The sequence below is a fragment of the Streptococcus mitis genome (assembly GCF_047464965.1).
Taxonomy (GTDB): Bacteria; Bacillota; Bacilli; order Lactobacillales; family Streptococcaceae; genus Streptococcus; species Streptococcus mitis_DU.
Window position 1 is genome coordinate 1 of sequence record NZ_JASHAT010000004.1, and the last position, 17,264, is coordinate 17,264.

19 protein-coding genes, 1 pseudogene and 1 other annotated feature are annotated in these 17,264 nt (G+C 41.0%); of the genes and pseudogenes, 17 read left to right on the top strand and 3 right to left on the bottom strand.

The window, feature by feature from the left end; all coding sequences use genetic code 11:
• Window positions 1-315: 315 nt before the first annotated feature.
• Window positions 316-1,398, bottom strand: a complete 1,083-nt coding sequence (locus QM408_RS03245) for a DEAD/DEAH box helicase (RefSeq protein ID WP_237446934.1) — start codon at window positions 1,396-1,398, stop codon at window positions 316-318.
• Complete coding sequence (locus tag QM408_RS03250) at window positions 1,395-2,372, bottom strand: Gfo/Idh/MocA family protein (RefSeq protein ID WP_237446933.1); 978 nt, start codon at window positions 2,370-2,372, stop codon at window positions 1,395-1,397. The genes QM408_RS03245 and QM408_RS03250 overlap by 4 nt, the downstream gene beginning before the upstream one ends.
• 153 nt (window positions 2,373-2,525) lie before the next feature.
• Between QM408_RS03250 and QM408_RS03255 the strand changes: the two genes are divergently transcribed.
• The 5 genes from QM408_RS03255 (at window position 2,526) to QM408_RS03275 (ending at window position 5,105) form a co-directional block, all read left to right on the top strand.
• Entirely contained in the window at window positions 2,526-3,218 is a 693-nt protein-coding gene (locus QM408_RS03255) for a YoaK family protein (protein ID WP_414373585.1), read from the top strand.
• A gap of 58 nt (window positions 3,219-3,276) precedes the next feature.
• Window positions 3,277-3,351: a sequence feature (ribosomal protein L21 leader region), on the top strand.
• Between the two features lie 35 nt (window positions 3,352-3,386).
• Complete coding sequence (gene rplU, locus QM408_RS03260; RefSeq protein WP_000109141.1) at window positions 3,387-3,701, top strand: 50S ribosomal protein L21; 315 nt, start codon at window positions 3,387-3,389, stop codon at window positions 3,699-3,701.
• 15 nt (window positions 3,702-3,716) lie between these two features.
• Window positions 3,717-4,061, top strand: coding sequence for a ribosomal-processing cysteine protease Prp (locus tag QM408_RS03265; protein WP_000613699.1), 345 nt, complete (start codon window positions 3,717-3,719; stop codon window positions 4,059-4,061).
• A gap of 16 nt (window positions 4,062-4,077) precedes the next feature.
• The gene (gene rpmA, locus QM408_RS03270; RefSeq protein WP_000916509.1) at window positions 4,078-4,371 is read left to right on the top strand and encodes a 50S ribosomal protein L27; all 294 of its coding nucleotides are present in this window, start codon (window positions 4,078-4,080) and stop codon (window positions 4,369-4,371) included.
• Between the two features lie 320 nt (window positions 4,372-4,691).
• Complete coding sequence (locus tag QM408_RS03275; protein ID WP_237446931.1) at window positions 4,692-5,105, top strand: DUF5301 domain-containing protein; 414 nt, start codon at window positions 4,692-4,694, stop codon at window positions 5,103-5,105.
• A gap of 154 nt (window positions 5,106-5,259) precedes the next feature.
• Here QM408_RS03275 and QM408_RS03280 read toward each other — a convergent pair.
• Window positions 5,260-5,334 (bottom strand): annotated as a pseudogene (locus QM408_RS03280) (AraC family transcriptional regulator); the annotation flags it as partial.
• Between QM408_RS03280 and QM408_RS03285 the strand changes: the two are divergent.
• The 12 genes from QM408_RS03285 to trmFO all read left to right on the top strand — a co-directional run bounded on the left by QM408_RS03285 (window position 5,327) and on the right by trmFO (window position 17,211).
• Window positions 5,327-6,235, top strand: a complete 909-nt coding sequence (locus QM408_RS03285; protein ID WP_001025697.1) for a LysR family transcriptional regulator — start codon at window positions 5,327-5,329, stop codon at window positions 6,233-6,235. The pseudogene QM408_RS03280 and the gene QM408_RS03285 overlap by 8 nt on opposite strands.
• Window positions 6,232-6,693, top strand: a complete 462-nt coding sequence (gene lspA, locus QM408_RS03290; protein WP_000745688.1) for a signal peptidase II — start codon at window positions 6,232-6,234, stop codon at window positions 6,691-6,693. The genes QM408_RS03285 and lspA overlap by 4 nt, the downstream gene beginning before the upstream one ends.
• Window positions 6,683-7,570 carry an RluA family pseudouridine synthase gene (locus tag QM408_RS03295; protein ID WP_237446930.1) on the top strand — a complete coding sequence of 296 codons (888 nt, stop codon included), beginning with the start codon at window positions 6,683-6,685 and terminating at the stop codon, window positions 7,568-7,570. Before lspA ends, QM408_RS03295 begins: the two co-directional genes overlap by 11 nt.
• A 2-nt stretch (window positions 7,571-7,572) precedes the next feature.
• Window positions 7,573-9,468, top strand: a complete 1,896-nt coding sequence (locus tag QM408_RS03300) for an MBL fold metallo-hydrolase (RefSeq protein ID WP_237446929.1) — start codon at window positions 7,573-7,575, stop codon at window positions 9,466-9,468.
• 99 nt (window positions 9,469-9,567) lie between these two features.
• Window positions 9,568-10,677 carry a glutamate 5-kinase gene (gene proB, locus QM408_RS03305; protein ID WP_000875717.1) on the top strand — a complete coding sequence of 370 codons (1,110 nt, stop codon included), beginning with the start codon at window positions 9,568-9,570 and terminating at the stop codon, window positions 10,675-10,677.
• Between the two features lie 9 nt (window positions 10,678-10,686).
• Window positions 10,687-11,949, top strand: a complete 1,263-nt coding sequence (locus QM408_RS03310) for a glutamate-5-semialdehyde dehydrogenase (protein WP_237446928.1) — start codon at window positions 10,687-10,689, stop codon at window positions 11,947-11,949.
• Window positions 11,950-11,952: 3 nt separating this feature from the next.
• On the top strand, window positions 11,953-12,750 hold the full coding sequence (proC, locus tag QM408_RS03315; protein ID WP_237446927.1) for a pyrroline-5-carboxylate reductase: 798 nt from the start codon (window positions 11,953-11,955) through the stop codon (window positions 12,748-12,750).
• 228 nt (window positions 12,751-12,978) lie between these two features.
• A complete protein-coding gene (gene tmk / locus QM408_RS03320; protein WP_237446926.1) occupies window positions 12,979-13,617 on the top strand; it encodes a dTMP kinase in 639 nt (212 codons plus the stop codon).
• Window positions 13,614-14,504, top strand: a complete 891-nt coding sequence (locus tag QM408_RS03325; RefSeq protein WP_237446925.1) for a DNA polymerase III subunit delta' — start codon at window positions 13,614-13,616, stop codon at window positions 14,502-14,504. The genes tmk and QM408_RS03325 overlap by 4 nt, the downstream gene beginning before the upstream one ends.
• Before the next feature lie 39 nt (window positions 14,505-14,543).
• The gene (yabA, locus tag QM408_RS03330) at window positions 14,544-14,861 is read left to right on the top strand and encodes a DNA replication initiation control protein YabA (protein ID WP_000358228.1); all 318 of its coding nucleotides are present in this window, start codon (window positions 14,544-14,546) and stop codon (window positions 14,859-14,861) included.
• A gap of 2 nt (window positions 14,862-14,863) precedes the next feature.
• A complete protein-coding gene (gene rsmI / locus QM408_RS03335) occupies window positions 14,864-15,742 on the top strand; it encodes a 16S rRNA (cytidine(1402)-2'-O)-methyltransferase (protein WP_237446924.1) in 879 nt (292 codons plus the stop codon).
• Between the two features lie 134 nt (window positions 15,743-15,876).
• Entirely contained in the window at window positions 15,877-17,211 is a 1,335-nt protein-coding gene (gene trmFO / locus QM408_RS03340) for a methylenetetrahydrofolate--tRNA-(uracil(54)-C(5))-methyltransferase (FADH(2)-oxidizing) TrmFO (protein WP_237446923.1), read from the top strand.
• Window positions 17,212-17,264 lie beyond the last annotated feature (53 nt).

Consider the following 17,264-nt stretch of genomic DNA (forward strand, 5'->3'; position numbering starts at 1 on the left):
CATATGAATCTTTCTAATGAGTTGTTTTGTCGCTTTTCATTATAGATCTTATGGGACTTTTTTTCTACAACAAAATAGGCTCCATAATATCCATAGGGGATTTACCCACTACAAATATTATAGAGCCTTTTTTCGGATATTGAACTAATACTCTTCGAAAATCAAATTCAACCCACGTCAGCGTCACCTTGCCGTACTCAAGTACAGCCTGCGGCTAGCTTCCTAGTTTGCTCTTTGATTTTCATTGAGTATAAAATTGAAGAATTGTACACAAAAAAGCTCTATACACTTGATGTGCATAGAGCAAAGGGGGCTTTATTGGATATAGAGTTCTTGATTTTTCAAAACAATTTCTCGTACACTTGCAAACTTCTTAAGTTTTTTAAGCTCTTCAGGATGAGTGACGAGAGTGATAACATAGCCGTCTTTGCCCATACGGCCAGTACGTCCAGCACGGTGAGTGTAGGTTTCGATGTCTCTTGGAACATCAAAGTTTACAACACATTCGAGGCTATCGATATCAATTCCACGAGCCAGAAGGTCAGTTGCAAGAAGCAGGGTTAGTTGCTTGTCTTTAAACTTTTCCAAGATGACTTTTCTAAATTTAACATTGACATCACTAGCTAGAGAAACAGCTAGGATATCACGATACTGTAATTTTTCCTCTGCACTTCCAAGGTCTGATAGGCTGTTAAAGAAGACCAGACCGCGGAAATCCTCTATATGAGCTAGTTTTCGTAGCATGTCCACTCGGTGACGTTGATCCACCTGCATGTAGAAGTGTTGGATATTGTCCAATTTTTGGTCAGAGAGATCAATGGTGCGAGTGTTAGGAGCAATCTTTTCTTGGTCAAACTTGGTCGTCGCACTCATGTAGATAAGTTGGTGGTCACGAGGTGCGTAGTGAGTGATTTTCTCAACAAAGTGTATCTGAGAATCATCGAGCAATTGGTCAAATTCATCTAGGATGATGGTTTCCACATTCATCATCTTGATTTTTTTCAATTTAATTAGTTCAAAGATACGGCCAGGAGTTCCAATAAGAATTTCTGGCCCCTTTTTAAGGCGTTCAATCTGGCGTTTCTGACTTGAACCTGATAAGAAGAGCTGGGCAGTTAAGCCGATAGCTTCAGCCCACGTTTTACATACATCAAAAATCTGTCCAGCAAGCTCTGTATTTGGTGCTAGAATCAAGAGTTGTTGGGCTTTTTTCTTTTGTAGTCTGAGAAGACTTGGTAGAAGGTAAGCTAGGGTCTTACCAGTTCCTGTTGGGCTCACTCCTAGAAGATTTTCTCCCGCAAGAAGGGGCTCAAATAGTTGAGTTTGAATGGGGGTAAATTCTTGGAAACCGAGTTGGTCACTCAGTTCTTGCCATTCAGTCGGTAGTTTGGTTTTCATTTTTCTGCCTCAAATCTAATGCCAGCAGTCTGGCGCATGGTATATAGTAGCTCATGAACAGAACTTGCATCTTCCAGCCAAGTTTGGTAGAGATTCAGATCTGGTTGTTGGATCATGTGTGCAAATGCAGCGACTTCCTCAGTCATCGTATGAGGAGCCTGTTGAATAGGAAGCTGGATTTGATTGCTTTGGTGGTCGGTAAAAATAGCCGAGCGAACATGCTCGATGGTGTTGAGGGTCAAGGTACCATCTGTCGTATAAATTTCGCAAGGAAGATTGGAAGTGATGTTTTTCCCAGCTTTGATATGAACTTGAAAATCAGGGTAAAAGAGGATTCCGTCTCCATTCAGGTCCATGCTATTGTCAAGCTGTTGAGCCATGTAGGTCGCATCCTCAACCTTTCCAAAGAGGCGAACGGCAGCGTAGAGAGGATAAATCCCCAAATCCATAAGAGCACCGCCAGCAAAACGGGCTGAAAAGACATTTGGTGTCTGTCCAGCCAACAAGTTAGGCATTTTGGAAGAATACTTGGCATAGTTGAAATCTGATCCCAAAATCTGTTTGTCTGCTAAAAAGTTTTTGATGATAGTGAAAGCTTTTTCATGGTAATTACGAGCTGCTTCAAAGATAAAACAGTGATTTTTTTCAGCTGTTTGAACCAAATCCAGCCATTCTTGTGGTTGAGTGACAGCTGGCTTTTCAAGAATAACATGTTTACCAGCAGACAAGGCAGTTTTTGCCTGAGCAAAATGCAAGGAGTTTGGACTGGCAATATAGACTACATCAAAAGAGCTCTTGAAGAAGTCCTCTACTTGATCAAAGAGTTGGATATCCTGATAGCGAGAAGCAAAGGTTGCTGCAGTTTCTAACTTTCTAGAATAGACTGCGACCAGTTGGTATTTTCCACTGGTATGGGCTGCTTCTATGAAGTGGTGGCTAATAGCACCTGTTCCGATGACACCTAATTTAAGCATAGATACTCCTTTTCCGATTTCAAATCCTTCTTTCATTATAACATAGATAGACGGGACTATCCAACAGAGGGTGCAAAATTTCAAATAAGCTACTAGGTCTTTTCCAAAGAAAGTGGTACAATAATTAGATGAGTAAATGAAATGGGAGGGAAAATGAGGTTATTACCTATAAGAAAAATATCACGTCAGTCTAAGAGGCTAGCGCTTTTTTTGACGTTTTGTGCAGGATATGTAGACGCCTATACTTTTATTGTGCGAGGGAATACTCTTGTAGCTGGACAAACTGGGAATGTCGTATTTCTTTCAGTGGGACTCATTCAGCACAATGTTTCTGATGCCAGTGCCAAAGTAATGACCTTGCTAGCTTTTATGATGGGAGTCTTTTTATTAACTGTTTATAAGGAAAAATTGAGAATTGTGAAAAAGCCTATTCTGTCACTGATTCCTTTGGCAATCTTATCAATCATTATTGGTTTTGTGCCGCAGACTGTAGATAATATCTATCTAGTGCCACCCTTGGCCTTCTGTATGGGACTGGTGACAACTGCTTTTGGAGAAGTGTCAGGTATTGCTTATAATAATGCCTTTATGACAGGGAATATTAAACGGACCATGCTGGCTTTTGGAGATTATTTCCGGACCAAGCACACTCCTTTTTTGCGTGAAGGGTTTATATTTGTTAGCCTTCTTAGTAGTTTTGTTCTTGGCGTTGTTTTTTCAGCCTATTTGACGATTTTCTATCATGAAAAGACTATTCTTGGTGTTCCTATTATGATGAGCATTTTTTACCTCAGCATGCTTTTTGCCAAGTTGCAGAAAAAAGTAAAAGAAAAAGATTCATTTTAGGTGTTATTACTTGTAAGAAAACAGGAGATATGCTATACTTGAAGAGTTGACTATGCACGTTCCTGTGCAACCGCACGAACATCGTTATTCTAAGTGGTTCGTCCCACGATGCTAGGCGAGTCTTCACAAAAATTCGGGGAAACCCATAAAAATCATAGGAGGTGCATAATGAGCACATACGCAATTATCAAAACTGGCGGAAAACAAGTTAAAGTTGAAGTTGGTCAAGCAGTTTACGTTGAAAAATTGAACGTGGAAGCTGGTCAAGAAGTTACTTTTAACGAAGTTGTTCTTGTTGGTGGTGAAAACACTGTTGTCGGAACTCCACTTGTTGCTGGAGCTACTGTAGTTGGAACTGTTGAAAAACAAGGAAAACAAAAGAAAGTTGTTACTTACAAGTACAAACCTAAAAAAGGTAGCCACCGTAAACAAGGTCACCGTCAACCATATACTAAAGTTGTCATCAACGCAATCAACGCTTAATTTTAAGGAGAACACATGATACAGGCAGTCTTTGAGAGAGCCGAAGATGGCGAGCTGAGGAGTGCGGAAATTACTGGACACGCCGAGAGTGGCGAATACGGCTTAGATGTCGTGTGTGCATCGGTTTCTACGCTTGCCATTAACTTTATCAATTCTATTGAGAAATTTGCAGGCTATGAACCAATCCTAGAATTAAACGAAGATGAAGGTGGCTATCTGATGGTTGAAATTCCAAAAGATCTTCCTTCACACCAGAGAGAAATGACCCAGTTGTTCTTTGAATCATTTTTCTTAGGTATGGCAAACTTATCGGAGAACTCTTCAGAGTTCGTCCAAACCAGAGTTATCACAGAAAACTAACACGGAGGAAAACATTATGTTAAAAATGACTCTTAACAACTTGCAACTTTTCGCCCACAAAAAAGGTGGAGGTTCTACATCAAACGGACGTGATTCACAAGCTAAACGTCTTGGAGCTAAAGCAGCTGACGGACAAACTGTAACAGGTGGATCAATCCTTTACCGTCAACGTGGTACACACATCTACCCAGGGGTAAACGTTGGACGTGGTGGAGACGATACTTTGTTCGCTAAAGTTGAAGGCGTAGTACGCTTTGAACGTAAAGGACGCGATAAAAAACAAGTTTCTGTTTACCCAATCGCTAAATAAAAAGGTCCAGTGAACCTTTTTATCCCGAGCCTTGAAATATAAAGGCGAGGAAGCTAGAAGTAGCATTAAATAAGGCTTTCCGAGTTTTCGGAGAGCCTATTTTTTTGTTTTGATACCCACGCTGATACCCATATTTTAAAAACCAATGTAAGAAGCGAACTTGTCGGCTACTTTATTTTACAATGAAAAAATAATTGAATGTAGAGCTTTTAGAATCATGAAATTTATAAGAGAATAAGATATTGTAAAAATTGCTAAGGTTTGATATTATAACGGTATCTAAGTAGGAAAACAGGAATATGGAAAGGATTTGAACCTATATGAAAAAGTTTATCCCCATAATAGTCTGTTCAATCTCTTTTCTTGTTCTATCTACTTGTGTTAGTAAGAAAAAATTGATTCTTCCTGAATCTGAAACGATCTCTGTTATTTCTCTGCAGGAAAAGCTTTCTGAATATGTTAAAACTATTAACAAGAGAGAAGAAATTTCAAAATTGATTGAGGAGATACAGAAACAGTCAAAATCCACAACTTTAGAAAGTTTAAATGATCAACTGACAAATGTTAAAGATTACATCATTATCAAATTTACTCATCAGAATGAAGAAAAGGATAGTGTAGTATATCTATATACTAAGAAGAAAAGACAGTATATTGAGCAACCTTATGCTGGTATTTGGGAAGTAAATCCAGATATAGCTAATAGGATTGAAGAGGCTTTTATCATAAATTAATGGGAAATCGAATTTATATCATGTTTTAAACGGTAAATCAAGAAGATTTGCTGTTTTTATTTGTTTGAAATAAAATGAGGACTGAAAAAAGATATCATTCTAATTCTTGTATTGGGGTATTAGAGTATTCGCTTAGACTTGAAAATTTCCAGACTTTTTTCCTTTTTGGAAAACTTCTAAAATATGGTATAATGAAAAGATAAAGAAGTTGGGGGTAGAAGATGAACATTCAACAATTACGCTATGTTGTGGCTATTGCGAATAGCGGTACTTTTCGTGAAGCTGCTGAAAAGATGTATGTTAGTCAGCCGAGTCTGTCTATTTCTGTTCGTGATTTGGAAAAAGAGTTGGGCTTTAAGATTTTCCGTCGGACCAGCTCAGGGACTTTCTTGACTCGTCGTGGTATGGAATTTTATGAAAAAGCGCAAGAATTGGTTAAAGGATTTGATATTTTTCAAAATCAGTATGCCAATCCTGAGGAAGAAAAGGATGAATTTTCCATTGCTAGTCAGCACTATGACTTCTTGCCACCAACCATTACGGCCTTTTCAGAGCGCTATCCTGATTATAAGAACTTTCGTATTTTTGAATCAACTACTGTTCAAATTTTAGATGAAGTAGCGCAAGGGCATAGTGAGATCGGGATTATCTACCTCAACAATCAAAATAAAAAAGGTATTATGCAACGGGTTGAAAAGCTAGGTCTGGAGGTCATTGAATTGATTTCCTTCCATACCCACATTTATCTCCGCGAGGGGCATCCTTTGGCTCAGAAAGAGGAATTGGTTATGGAGGATTTAGCTGATCTACCAACGGTTCGTTTCACTCAAGAAAAAGACGAGTACCTTTATTATTCAGAGAACTTTGTTGATACCAGTGCGAGCTCGCAGATGTTCAATGTGACAGACCGTGCTACTTTGAATGGTATTTTGGAGCGGACGGACGCTTATGCAACAGGTTCCGGATTTTTAGATAGTGACAGTGTCAATGGGATTACAGTCATTCGTCTCAAGGATAACCTAGATAATCGCATGGTCTATGTTAAACGTGAAGAAGTGGAGCTGAGTCAAGCTGGGACTCTCTTTGTAGAAGTCATGCAAGAATATTTTAATCAGAAGAGGAAATCATGAAAAAAAGAGGAATAGTGGCAGTCATTGTACTACTTTTGATTGGGCTTGATCAGTTGGTAAAATCCTATATCGTCCAGCAGATTCCACTGGGTGAAGTACGCTCTTGGATTCCCAATTTCGTTAGTTTGACCTACCTGCAAAATCGAGGTGCAGCCTTTTCCATGCTACAAGACCAGCAGTGGTTATTTGCTATCATTACACTGGTCGTTATGGTAGGTGCCATTTGGTATCTACATAAACACATGGAGGACTCACTTTGGATGGTCTTGGGTTTGACCTTGATTATTGCAGGTGGTCTTGGAAACTTTATTGACAGAATCAGTCAGGGCTTTGTTGTGGATATGTTCCACCTTGACTTTATCAATTTTGCAATTTTCAATGTGGCAGATAGCTATCTGACGGTTGGAGTGATTATTTTATTGATTGCAATGCTAAAAGAGGAAATAAATGGAAATTAAAATTGAAACTGGTGGCCTGCGTTTAGATAAGGCTTTGTCAGATTTGACAGAATTATCACGCAGTCTCGCGAATGAACAAATCAAATCAGGGCAGGTCTTGGTCAATGGTCAAGTCAAGAAAGCTAAATACACTGTCCAAGAAGGTGATATCGTCACTTACCATGTACCAGAGCCAGAGGTCTTAGAGTATGTAGCAGAGGAAATTCCTCTTGAAATTATCTATCAAGATGAGGATGTGGCTGTCGTTAACAAGCCTCAGGGAATGGTTGTCCACCCAAGTACTGGTCATACCAGTGGAACCCTAGTCAATGCCCTTATGTACCATATTAAGGATTTGTCGGGTATCAATGGGGTTCTACGTCCAGGAATTGTTCACCGTATTGATAAGGATACGTCAGGTCTTCTCATGATTGCTAAAAATGATGAGGCGCATCTAGCACTTGCCCAAGAACTCAAGGATAAAAAGTCTCTCCGCAAATATTGGGCCATTGTTCATGGAAATCTGCCTAATGATCGTGGTGTGATTGAAGCTCCGATTGGCCGTAGTGAAAAAGACCGTAAGAAACAGGCTGTGACTGCTAAAGGGAAGCCTGCAGTGACCCGTTTCCACGTCTTGGAACGTTTTGGTGATTACAGCTTGGTAGAGTTGCAGCTAGAGACAGGACGCACTCATCAAATCCGTGTTCACATGGCTTATATTGGCCATCCAGTCGCTGGTGATGAGGTCTATGGTCCTCGCAAGACTTTGAAAGGACATGGACAATTTCTCCATGCCAAGACTCTAGGCTTTACCCATCCGAGAACAGGTGAGACCATGGAATTTACAGCAGATATCCCAGAGATTTTTAAGGAAACATTGGAGAGATTGAGAAAGTAAGAATGAAAAAGAAATTAACTAGTTTAGCACTTGCAGGTGCTTTTTTAGGTTTATCATGGTATGGGAATGTTCAAGCTCAAGAAAGTTCAGGAAATAAAATCCACTTTATAAATGTTCATGAAGGTGGTAGTGATGCGATTATTCTTGAAAGCAATGGACATTTTGCCATGGTGGATACAGGAGAGGATTATGATTTCCCAGACGGCAGTGATTCTCGTTATCCATGGAGACAGGGTATCAATACCACTTATAAGCATGTTCTAACAGATCGTGTCTTTCGTCGTTTGAAGGAATTGGGTGTCCCAAAGCTTGATTTTATTTTGGTAACACATACCCACAGTGACCATATTGGAAATGTTGATGAATTACTGTCTACCTATCCAGTTGACCGAGTCTATCTTAAGAAATATAGTGATAATCGTATTACTAAGCCTGAACGTCTTTGGGATAATCTGTATGGCTATGATAAGGTTTTACAGACTGCCGCAGAAAAAGGTGTTTCAGTGATTCAAAACATCACACAAGGAGATGCTCATTTTCAGTTTGGGGACATGGATATTCAGCTCTATAATTATGAAAATGAATATGATGAGAATGGAAATCTTAAACCTGTTTGGGATGACAATTCCAATTCCTTGATTAGTGTGGTAAAAGTCAATGGCAAGAAAATTTACCTTGGGGGAGACTTAGATAATGTTCATGGAGCAGAAGACAAGTACGGTTCTCTTATTGGAAAAGTTGATTTGATGAAGTTTAATCATCATTTAGATACAAAAAATTCTAATACAAAAAATTTTATAAGAAATTTGTCTCCTGAGATAATTGTTCAAACTTCTTCCTCACCAATTGGTTCGTATGATAGCGGTGAAGAAATAAATAGGGAATATATTAGCTGGCTTGAATCAATGGGAATTCAACATATAAACGCAGCCAGCAAAGACTATGATGCGACAGTTTTTGATATTCGACAAGACGGTTTAGTAAACATTTCAACATCCTACAAGCCGATTCCAAGTTTTCAAGCTGGTTGGCATAAGAGTGCTTATGGAAATTGGTGGTATCAAGCACCTGATTCTACAGGAGAGTATGCTGTTGGTTGGAATGAAATTAAGAGTGACTGGTATTACTTTAACCAAACGGGTATCTTGTTACAGGATCAATGGAAAAAATGGAACAATCGTTGGTTCTATTTGACAGACTCTGGTGTTGCTGCTAAAAATTGGAAGAAAATTGATGGAATCTGGTATTATTTCAACAAAGAAAACCAGATGGAAATTGGTTGGATTCAAGATAAAGAACAGTGGTATTATTTGGATGTTGATGGCTCTATGAAGACAGGTTGGCTTCAATATAAGGGGCAATGGTATTACTTTGCTCAATCAGGGGAAATGAAAACGGGCTGGGTAAAAGATAAAGAAACCTGGTACTATATGGATTCTACTGGTATCATGAAGACAGGTGAGATAGAAGTTTCTGGTCATCATTACTATCTAGAAGAATCAGGAGCTATGAAGCAAGGCTGGCTTAAAAAGGCAAATGATTGGTATTTCTACAAGGAAGATGGTTCGCGAGCTGTTGGTTGGATTAAAGACAAGGATAAATGGTACTTCTTGAAAGAAAATGGTCAATTGATTGTAAACGGTAAGACACCAGAAGGCTATACTGTTGATTCAAGTGGAGCCTGGTTAGTGGATGTTCCGGTTGAGAAATCTGCTACAACTAGAACTACAAGTAATTCGGAAATAAAAGAATCCAAAGAAGTAGTTAAAAAAGAACTAGAAAATAAAGAAACGAGTCAACACGAAAGTGTTACAAGTTCTTCAACTAGTCAAGATTTGACTTCTTCAACTTCACAAATCTCTGAAACGATTGTAAACAGATCTGAATTAGAACAATAGTAAAAAAGAAGGTTTAGTGCCTTCTTTTTCCTATCAACTCTTTTCTATTTTCTGCTATTCATGTTATAATGGATAAATACGAAGAATCGGAGTGAGACTATGAAATACAAACGGATTGTCTTTAAGGTAGGAACTTCTTCTCTGACGAATGAGGATGGAAGTTTATCACGTAGTAAGGTAAAGGCTATTACCCAGCAGTTAGCTATGTTGCACGAAGCTGGTCATGAGTTGATTTTGGTGTCGTCAGGTGCCATTGCGGCTGGTTTTGGAGCCTTAGGATTTAAAAAGCGTCCGACTAAGATTGCTGATAAACAGGCTTCAGCAGCGGTAGGGCAAGGCCTTTTGTTGGAAGAATACACGACCAATCTTCTCTTGCGCCAAATCGTTTCTGCACAAATCTTGCTGACCCAGGATGACTTTGTGGATAAGCGCCGTTATAAAAATGCCCATCAGGCTTTGTCAGTTTTACTTAGCCGTGGCGCGATTCCTATCATCAATGAGAATGACAGTGTCGTTATTGATGAGCTCAAGGTTGGGGACAATGATACTCTAAGTGCTCAGGTAGCAGCCATGGTCCAAGCAGACCTTTTGGTCCTCTTGACAGACGTAGACGGTCTATATACAGGAAATCCTAATTCAGATCCAAGAGCCAAACGCTTGGAGAAAATCGAGACTATCAATCGTGAGATTATTGATATGGCCGGTGGAGCAGGTTCTTCAAACGGAACTGGGGGCATGCTAACAAAAATCAAAGCAGCGACTATTGCGACAGAATCGGGCGTTCCTGTTTATATCTGCTCATCCTTGAAGTCAGATGCAATGATTGAGGCGGCTGAGGAGACCAAGGATGGTTCCTACTTTGTTGCTCAAGAGAAGGGACTTCGTACCCAGAAACAATGGCTAGCCTTCTATGCTCAGAGTCAGGGTTCTATTTGGGTTGATAAAGGGGCTGCTGAAGCTCTCTCTCAACATGGAAAGAGTCTTCTCTTATCTGGTATTGTTGAAGCAGAAGGAGCCTTTTCTTACGGTGATATCGTGACAGTATTTGACAAGGAAAGTGGAAAATCACTTGGAAAAGGACGCGTGCAATTTGGAGCATCTGCTTTGGAGGATATGTTACGTTCTCAAAAAGCCAAAGGTGTCTTGATTCACCGTGACGATTGGATTTCCATTACTCCTGAAATCCAACTACTCTTTACAGAATTTTAGAGGTAAATTATGGTAAGTACACAAGAACAATTTGAACAGGTACAGGCTGTTAAAAAATCGATTAACACAGCTAGTGAAGAGGTGAAAAACCAAGCCTTGCTAGCCATGGCTGATCACTTATTAGCAGCTACTGAGGAAATTTTAGCAGCCAATGCCCTTGATATGGAAGCTGCTAAGGGTAAAATCTCAGATGTAATGCTGGATCGTCTTTATTTGGATGCAAGTCGTATAGAAGCAATGGCAACCGGGATTCGTGAAGTGGTTGCTTTACCAGATCCAATCGGTGAAGTTTTGGAAACAAGTCAGCTTGAAAATGGCTTGGTTATCACCAAGAAACGTGTAGCTATGGGAGTTATTGGTATAATCTATGAAAGCCGTCCAAATGTGACGTCTGATGCGGCTGCTTTGGCTCTTAAAAGTGGAAATGCAGTTGTTCTTCGTAGTGGTAAGGATGCCTATCAAACGGCCCATGCCATTGTCACAGCCTTGAAGAAGGGTTTGGAGACAACGACCATTCATCCAGATGTGATTCAACTAGTGGAAGATACCAGCCGTGAAAGTAGCTATGCTATGATGAAGGCCAAGGGATATCTAGACCTTCTTATTCCTCGTGGGGGAGCTGGTTTGATCAATGCAGTGGTTGAGAATGCTATCGTACCTGTTATCGAGACAGGGACAGGGATTGTCCATGTTTATGTCGATAAGGACGCAGATGAGGACAAGGCTCTCTCTATTATCAACAATGCTAAAACCAGTCGTCCTTCTGTTTGTAATGCCATGGAGGTTCTGCTGGTTCATGAAGACAAGGTAGCAAGCTTCCTTCCTCGTTTGGAGCAAGTTCTAGTTGCGGATCGTAAAGAAGCTGGACTTGAACCGATTCAATTCCGTTTGGCTGAGAAGGCTAGTCAGTTTGTATCTGGCCAAGCAGCTGGGGCTCAAGACTTTGATACCGAGTTTTTAGACTATGTCCTAGCTGTTAAAGTAGTGAGCAGTTTAGAAGAAGCGGTTGCTCATATTGAAACCCACAGTACTCATCATTCGGATGCCATTGTGACTGAAAATGCTGAGGCTGCAGCTTACTTTACAGATCAAGTGGACTCTGCAGCAGTCTATGTCAATGCCTCAACGCGTTTTACAGATGGAGGTCAATTTGGTCTTGGTTGTGAAATGGGGATTTCAACTCAGAAACTGCATGCGCGTGGTCCAATGGGCTTAAAAGAATTAACCAGTTACAAGTATGTAGTTGCTGGTGATGGACAGATAAGGGAGTAAAAAATGAAGATTGGATTTATCGGTTTGGGGAATATGGGCGCTAGTTTGGCCAAGGCTGTTTTGCAGGCTAAGACGGGTGATGACCTTCTCCTTGCCAATCGTAGTCAAGCTAAGGTGGATGCTTTCATTGCCAACTTCGGTGGTCAGGCTTCTAGCAATGAAGAAATTTTTGCTGAAGCAGATGTGATTTTTCTAGGAGTGAAGCCTGCTCAGTTTTCAGACTTGCTTTCTCAATATCAGAACATCCTTGAAAAAAGAGAAAGTCTTCTTTTGATTTCTATGGCTGCTGGATTGACTTTAGAAAAACTAGCAAGTCTTCTTCCAAGTCAACACCGAATTATTCGTATGATGCCAAATACCCCTGCTTCTATCGGGCAAGGAGTGATTAGTTATGCCTTGTCTCCTAATTGTGGGGCTGAGGACAGTGAACTCTTTTGTCAGCTTTTAGCCAAGGCTGGTCTTTTGGTTGAACTTGGAGAAGGTTTAATCGATGCAGCAACAGGTCTTGCAGGTTGTGGACCAGCCTTTGTCTATCTCTTTATTGAGGCCTTGGCAGATGCTGGTGTTCAGACGGGATTGCCACGAGAAATAGCACTGAAAATGGCAGCCCAAACTGTGGTAGGAGCTGGGCAATTGGTCCTAGAAAGCCAAGAGCATCCTGGAGTATTGAAAGACCAAGTTTGTAGCCCAGGCGGTTCGACTATCGCTGGTGTAGCAAGCCTAGAAGCGCATGCTTTTCGAGGGACAGTCATGGAGGCAGTTGGTCAAGCCTACAAACGAACACAGGAACTAGGTAAATAAGAGGTAGTTTTGTCTACCTCTTTTATGGTGGTTGATACTCTTCGAAAATCTCTTCAAACTGCGTCAGCTTCCATCTGCAACCTCAAAACAGTGTTTTGAGCAACCTGCGGCTAGCTTCCTAGTTTGCTCTTTGATTTTCATTGAGTATGAAATTAGAAGACAAAAAGATTGTCACAAACCCCTATTTTTTTGATAGAATAGAAGTAGTAAAAAAGAAATGAGTTAGACATGTCAAAAGGATTTTTAGTCTCTCTTGAGGGACCAGAGGGAGCAGGAAAGACCAGTGTTTTAGAGGCTCTGCTACCAATTTTAGAGGAAAAAGGGGTAGAGGTGCTGACGACCCGTGAACCTGGCGGAGTCTTGATTGGGGAGAAGATTCGGGAAGTGATTTTGGACCCAAGTCATACTCAGATGGATCCTAAAACGGAACTCCTTCTCTATATCGCCAGTCGCAGACAGCACTTGGTGGAAAAAGTTCTCCCTGCCCTTGCAGCTGGCAAGTTGGTCATTATGGATCGCTTCATCGATAGTTCTCTTGCCTATCAGGGATTTGGTCGTGGCTTGGATATTGATGCCATTGATTGGCTCAATCAGTTTGCGACAGATGGCCTTAAACCCGATTTGACCCTCTATTTTGACATCGAGGTGGAAGAAGGACTGGCTCGCATTGCTGCTAATAGCAATCGTGAGGTCAATCGTTTGGACTTGGAAGGGTTGGACTTGCATAAAAAAGTTCGTCAAGGCTACCTTTCTCTTCTGAATAAAGAAGGAAATCGCATTGTCAAGATTGATGCTAGTCTCTCTTTGGAGCAGGTTGTGGAAAATACCAAGGCTGTCTTGTTTGACAGAATGGGCTTGGCCAAATGAAACAAAATCAACTAAAGGTCTGGCAACCAGCTCAGTTTGACCGCTTTGTCCGTATCCTAGAACAAGACCAGGTCAATCATGCTTACCTCTTTTCAGGTTTCTTTGGAAGCTTGGAAATGGCGCAATTTTTAGCTAAGAGCCTCTTTTGTACAGATAAAGTAGGTGTTTTACCATGTGAAAACTGCCGAAATTGTAAGCTGATTGAACAGGGAGAATTTCCCGATGTTACTTTAATCAAGCCAGTCAATCAGGTCATCAAGACAGAACGGATTCGAGAATTAGTGGGGCAGTTTTCTCAAGCAGGGATTGAAAACCAACAACAGGTCTTTATTATCGAGCAAGCTGAGAAAATGCATCCTAATGCAACCAATTCTCTGCTCAAGGTCATCGAAGAACCCCAGAGTGAGGTTTATATTTTCTTCTTGACCAGCGATGAGGAGAAGATTTTACCGACAATTCGAAGTCGGACCCAGATTTTCCACTTTAAAAAACAAGAAGAGAACCTCATCTTGCTCTTAGAACAAATGGGACTGGTTAAGAAAAAAGCGACTCTCCTAGCTCAGTTTAGTCAATCGCGAGCTGAAGCAGAAAAATTAGCTAATCAGGCAAGTTTTTGGACCTTGGTTGATGAAAGTGAACGCCTGCTGACTTGGTTAGTGGCTAAGAAAAAAGAAAGTTATTTGCAAGTTGCCAAACTAGCTAGCTTGGCAGATGACAAGGAAAAACAAGATCAGGTTTTACGGATTCTTGAAGTTCTCTGTGGACAAGATATCCTACAAGCAAGAGTAAGAGTGATTTTACAAGATTTGCTAGAAGCTAGAAAAATGTGGCAAGCTAATGTCAGCTTTCAAAATGCCATGGAATATCTGGTCTTGAAAGAAATATAAACTCAAAAATGAACGATAATGAAAGGAAAGGGCTGTTTTATGGACAAAAAAGAATTATTTGACGCGCTGGATGATTTTTCCCAACAGTTATTGGTAACCTTGGCCGATGTGGAAGCTATCAAGAAAAATCTCAAGAGCCTGGTAGAGGAAAATACAGCTCTTCGCTTGGAAAATAGTAAGTTGCGCGAACGCTTGGGCGAGGTGGAAGCAGATGCTCCCGTCAAGGCCAAGCATGTTCGAGAAAGTGTCCGTCGCATTTACCGTGATGGATTTCACGTTTGTAATGATTTTTATGGACAACGTCGAGAGCAGGACGAGGAATGTATGTTCTGTGACGAGTTGTTGTACAGGGAGTAGGCATGCAGATTCAAAAAAGTTTTAAGGGGCAGTCTCCCTATGGCAAGCTGTATCTAGTGGCAACGCCGATTGGAAATCTAGATGATATGACTTTTCGTGCTATCCAGACCTTGAAAGAAGTAGATTGGATTGCAGCTGAGGACACGCGCAATACAGGGCTTTTGCTCAAGCATTTTGACATTTCTACTAAGCAGATTAGTTTTCATGAGCACAATGCCAAGGAAAAAATTCCTGATTTGATTGGTTTCCTGAAAGCAGGACAAAGCATTGCTCAGGTATCCGACGCGGGTCTGCCTAGCATTTCAGACCCTGGTCATGATTTGGTTAAGGCAGCCATTGAGGAAGAAATTGCGGTTGTGACTGTTCCAGGTGCCTCTGCAGGAATTTCTGCTTTGATTGCCAGTGGTTTAGCGCCACAGCCACATATCTTTTACGGCTTTTTACCGAGAAAATCAGGCCAGCAAAAGCAATTTTTCGACTCGAAAAAAGACTATCCAGAAACCCAGATTTTCTATGAATCTCCCCATCGTGTGGCAGATACGTTAGAAAATATGCTAGAAGTCTATGGTGACCGCTCGGTCGTCTTGGTTAGAGAATTGACCAAAATCTATGAAGAATACCAAAGAGGTACAATTTCTGAATTGCTGGAAAGCATCTCTGAAACGCCACTTAAGGGAGAATGCCTTCTCATTGTTGAAGGTGCCAGTCAGGATGTGGAGGAAAAAGACGAGGAGGACTTGTTCTTAGAAATCCAAGTCCGCATCCAGCAAGGCATGAAGAAAAATCAAGCTATCAAGGAAGTAGCTAAGATTTACCAGTGGAATAAAAGCCAGCTATACGCTGCCTATCACGATTGGGAAGAAAATCAAGAAAATGACTAAACAGGGAAGTTTGCCTTCTTCCCTTTTTTTGTTATACTAGTAGAAGAAAAAATTAGAAAGATTTGTGGGTGTCAAACAGTCCAGTAGCTTGTTTGAATATGGACTGAGGTTCCACCCAAAGAGGTATTAGTGTCGTGTCTCAATCTTATATCAATGTTATCGGTGCTGGTTTGGCAGGTTCTGAAGCAGCCTACCAAATTGCAGAACGTGGTATTCCAGTTAAACTTTATGAAATGCGTGGTGTCAAGTCAACACCTCAACACAAAACAGACAATTTTGCTGAGTTAGTTTGTTCTAATTCTCTTCGTGGGGATGCTTTGACAAATGCAGTGGGTCTTCTCAAGGAAGAAATGCGTCGCTTGGGTTCTGTTATTTTGGAATCTGCTGAGGCTACACGTGTTCCTGCAGGTGGTGCTCTTGCGGTGGATCGTGATGGTTTCTCCCAAATGGTAACCGAAAAAGTTGCCAACCATCCCTTGATTGAAGTGGTTCGTGATGAAATTACAGAATTACCGACTGATGTTATTACAGTTGTGGCGACTGGTCCCTTGACTAGCGATGCCTTGGCTGAAAAGATTCATGCTCTTAATGACGGCGATGGTTTCTATTTCTACGATGCGGCAGCGCCGATTATCGATGTCAATACTATAGATATGAGCAAGGTCTATCTCAAGTCTCGTTATGATAAGGGAGAAGCCGCTTATCTCAACGCTCCAATGACCAAGCAAGAGTTTATGGATTTCCATGAAGCCTTGGTCAGTGCGGAAGAAGCACCGCTCAATTCTTTCGAAAAAGAAAAGTACTTTGAAGGCTGTATGCCTATCGAAGTCATGGCCAAACGAGGTATTAAAACCATGCTTTATGGCCCTATGAAACCAGTCGGTCTTGAGTATCCAGACGACTACACAGGACCTCGTGATGGAGAATTCAAAACCCCTTATGCGGTTGTCCAGCTTCGTCAGGACAATGCGGCTGGTAGCCTTTACAATATTGTTGGTTTCCAGACCCACCTCAAATGGGGAGAACAAAAGCGTGTCTTCCAAATGATTCCAGGTCTTGAAAATGCGGAGTTTGTACGTTATGGTGTCATGCACCGCAATTCTTACATGGATTCACCAAATCTTCTTGAGCAGACCTATCGTTCCAAGAAACAGCCAAACCTCTTCTTTGCTGGTCAGATGACAGGTGTGGAAGGCTATGTTGAGTCAGCTGCTTCAGGCTTGGTTGCGGGAATTAACGCCGCTCGTCTCTTCAAGGGAGAAAGCGAGGCTGTTTTCCCAGAGACCACAGCGATTGGAAGTCTGGCTCATTATATCACCCATGCTGACAGCAAACATTTCCAACCAATGAATGTCAACTTTGGGATTATCAAGGAGTTGGAAGGCGAGCGTATTCGTGATAAGAAGGCTCGTTATGAAAAAATTGCAGAGCGCGCTCTTAGCGACCTAGAAGAATTTTTAACTGTCTAATTTTTTTGAAAGAATTGCTCATGATACTATAAAAATCTTAGAAATTGTGATAA

What these genes read in the sequence shown, in the direction of transcription:
- QM408_RS03245 (WP_237446934.1), bottom strand. Translation starts at nt 1,398, where the DNA reads ATGAAAACCAAACTACCGACTGAATGGCAAGAACTGAGTGACCAACTC.
- QM408_RS03250 (WP_237446933.1), bottom strand. Translation starts at nt 2,372, where the DNA reads ATGCTTAAATTAGGTGTCATCGGAACAGGTGCTATTAGCCACCACTTC.
- QM408_RS03255 (WP_414373585.1), top strand. Translation starts at nt 2,526, where the DNA reads ATGAGGTTATTACCTATAAGAAAAATATCACGTCAGTCTAAGAGGCTA.
- rplU (WP_000109141.1), top strand. Translation starts at nt 3,387, where the DNA reads ATGAGCACATACGCAATTATCAAAACTGGCGGAAAACAAGTTAAAGTT.
- QM408_RS03265 (WP_000613699.1), top strand. Translation starts at nt 3,717, where the DNA reads ATGATACAGGCAGTCTTTGAGAGAGCCGAAGATGGCGAGCTGAGGAGT.
- rpmA (WP_000916509.1), top strand. Translation starts at nt 4,078, where the DNA reads ATGTTAAAAATGACTCTTAACAACTTGCAACTTTTCGCCCACAAAAAA.
- QM408_RS03275 (WP_237446931.1), top strand. Translation starts at nt 4,692, where the DNA reads ATGAAAAAGTTTATCCCCATAATAGTCTGTTCAATCTCTTTTCTTGTT.
- QM408_RS03285 (WP_001025697.1), top strand. Translation starts at nt 5,327, where the DNA reads ATGAACATTCAACAATTACGCTATGTTGTGGCTATTGCGAATAGCGGT.
- lspA (WP_000745688.1), top strand. Translation starts at nt 6,232, where the DNA reads ATGAAAAAAAGAGGAATAGTGGCAGTCATTGTACTACTTTTGATTGGG.
- QM408_RS03295 (WP_237446930.1), top strand. Translation starts at nt 6,683, where the DNA reads ATGGAAATTAAAATTGAAACTGGTGGCCTGCGTTTAGATAAGGCTTTG.
- QM408_RS03300 (WP_237446929.1), top strand. Translation starts at nt 7,573, where the DNA reads ATGAAAAAGAAATTAACTAGTTTAGCACTTGCAGGTGCTTTTTTAGGT.
- proB (WP_000875717.1), top strand. Translation starts at nt 9,568, where the DNA reads ATGAAATACAAACGGATTGTCTTTAAGGTAGGAACTTCTTCTCTGACG.
- QM408_RS03310 (WP_237446928.1), top strand. Translation starts at nt 10,687, where the DNA reads ATGGTAAGTACACAAGAACAATTTGAACAGGTACAGGCTGTTAAAAAA.
- proC (WP_237446927.1), top strand. Translation starts at nt 11,953, where the DNA reads ATGAAGATTGGATTTATCGGTTTGGGGAATATGGGCGCTAGTTTGGCC.
- tmk (WP_237446926.1), top strand. Translation starts at nt 12,979, where the DNA reads ATGTCAAAAGGATTTTTAGTCTCTCTTGAGGGACCAGAGGGAGCAGGA.
- QM408_RS03325 (WP_237446925.1), top strand. Translation starts at nt 13,614, where the DNA reads ATGAAACAAAATCAACTAAAGGTCTGGCAACCAGCTCAGTTTGACCGC.
- yabA (WP_000358228.1), top strand. Translation starts at nt 14,544, where the DNA reads ATGGACAAAAAAGAATTATTTGACGCGCTGGATGATTTTTCCCAACAG.
- rsmI (WP_237446924.1), top strand. Translation starts at nt 14,864, where the DNA reads ATGCAGATTCAAAAAAGTTTTAAGGGGCAGTCTCCCTATGGCAAGCTG.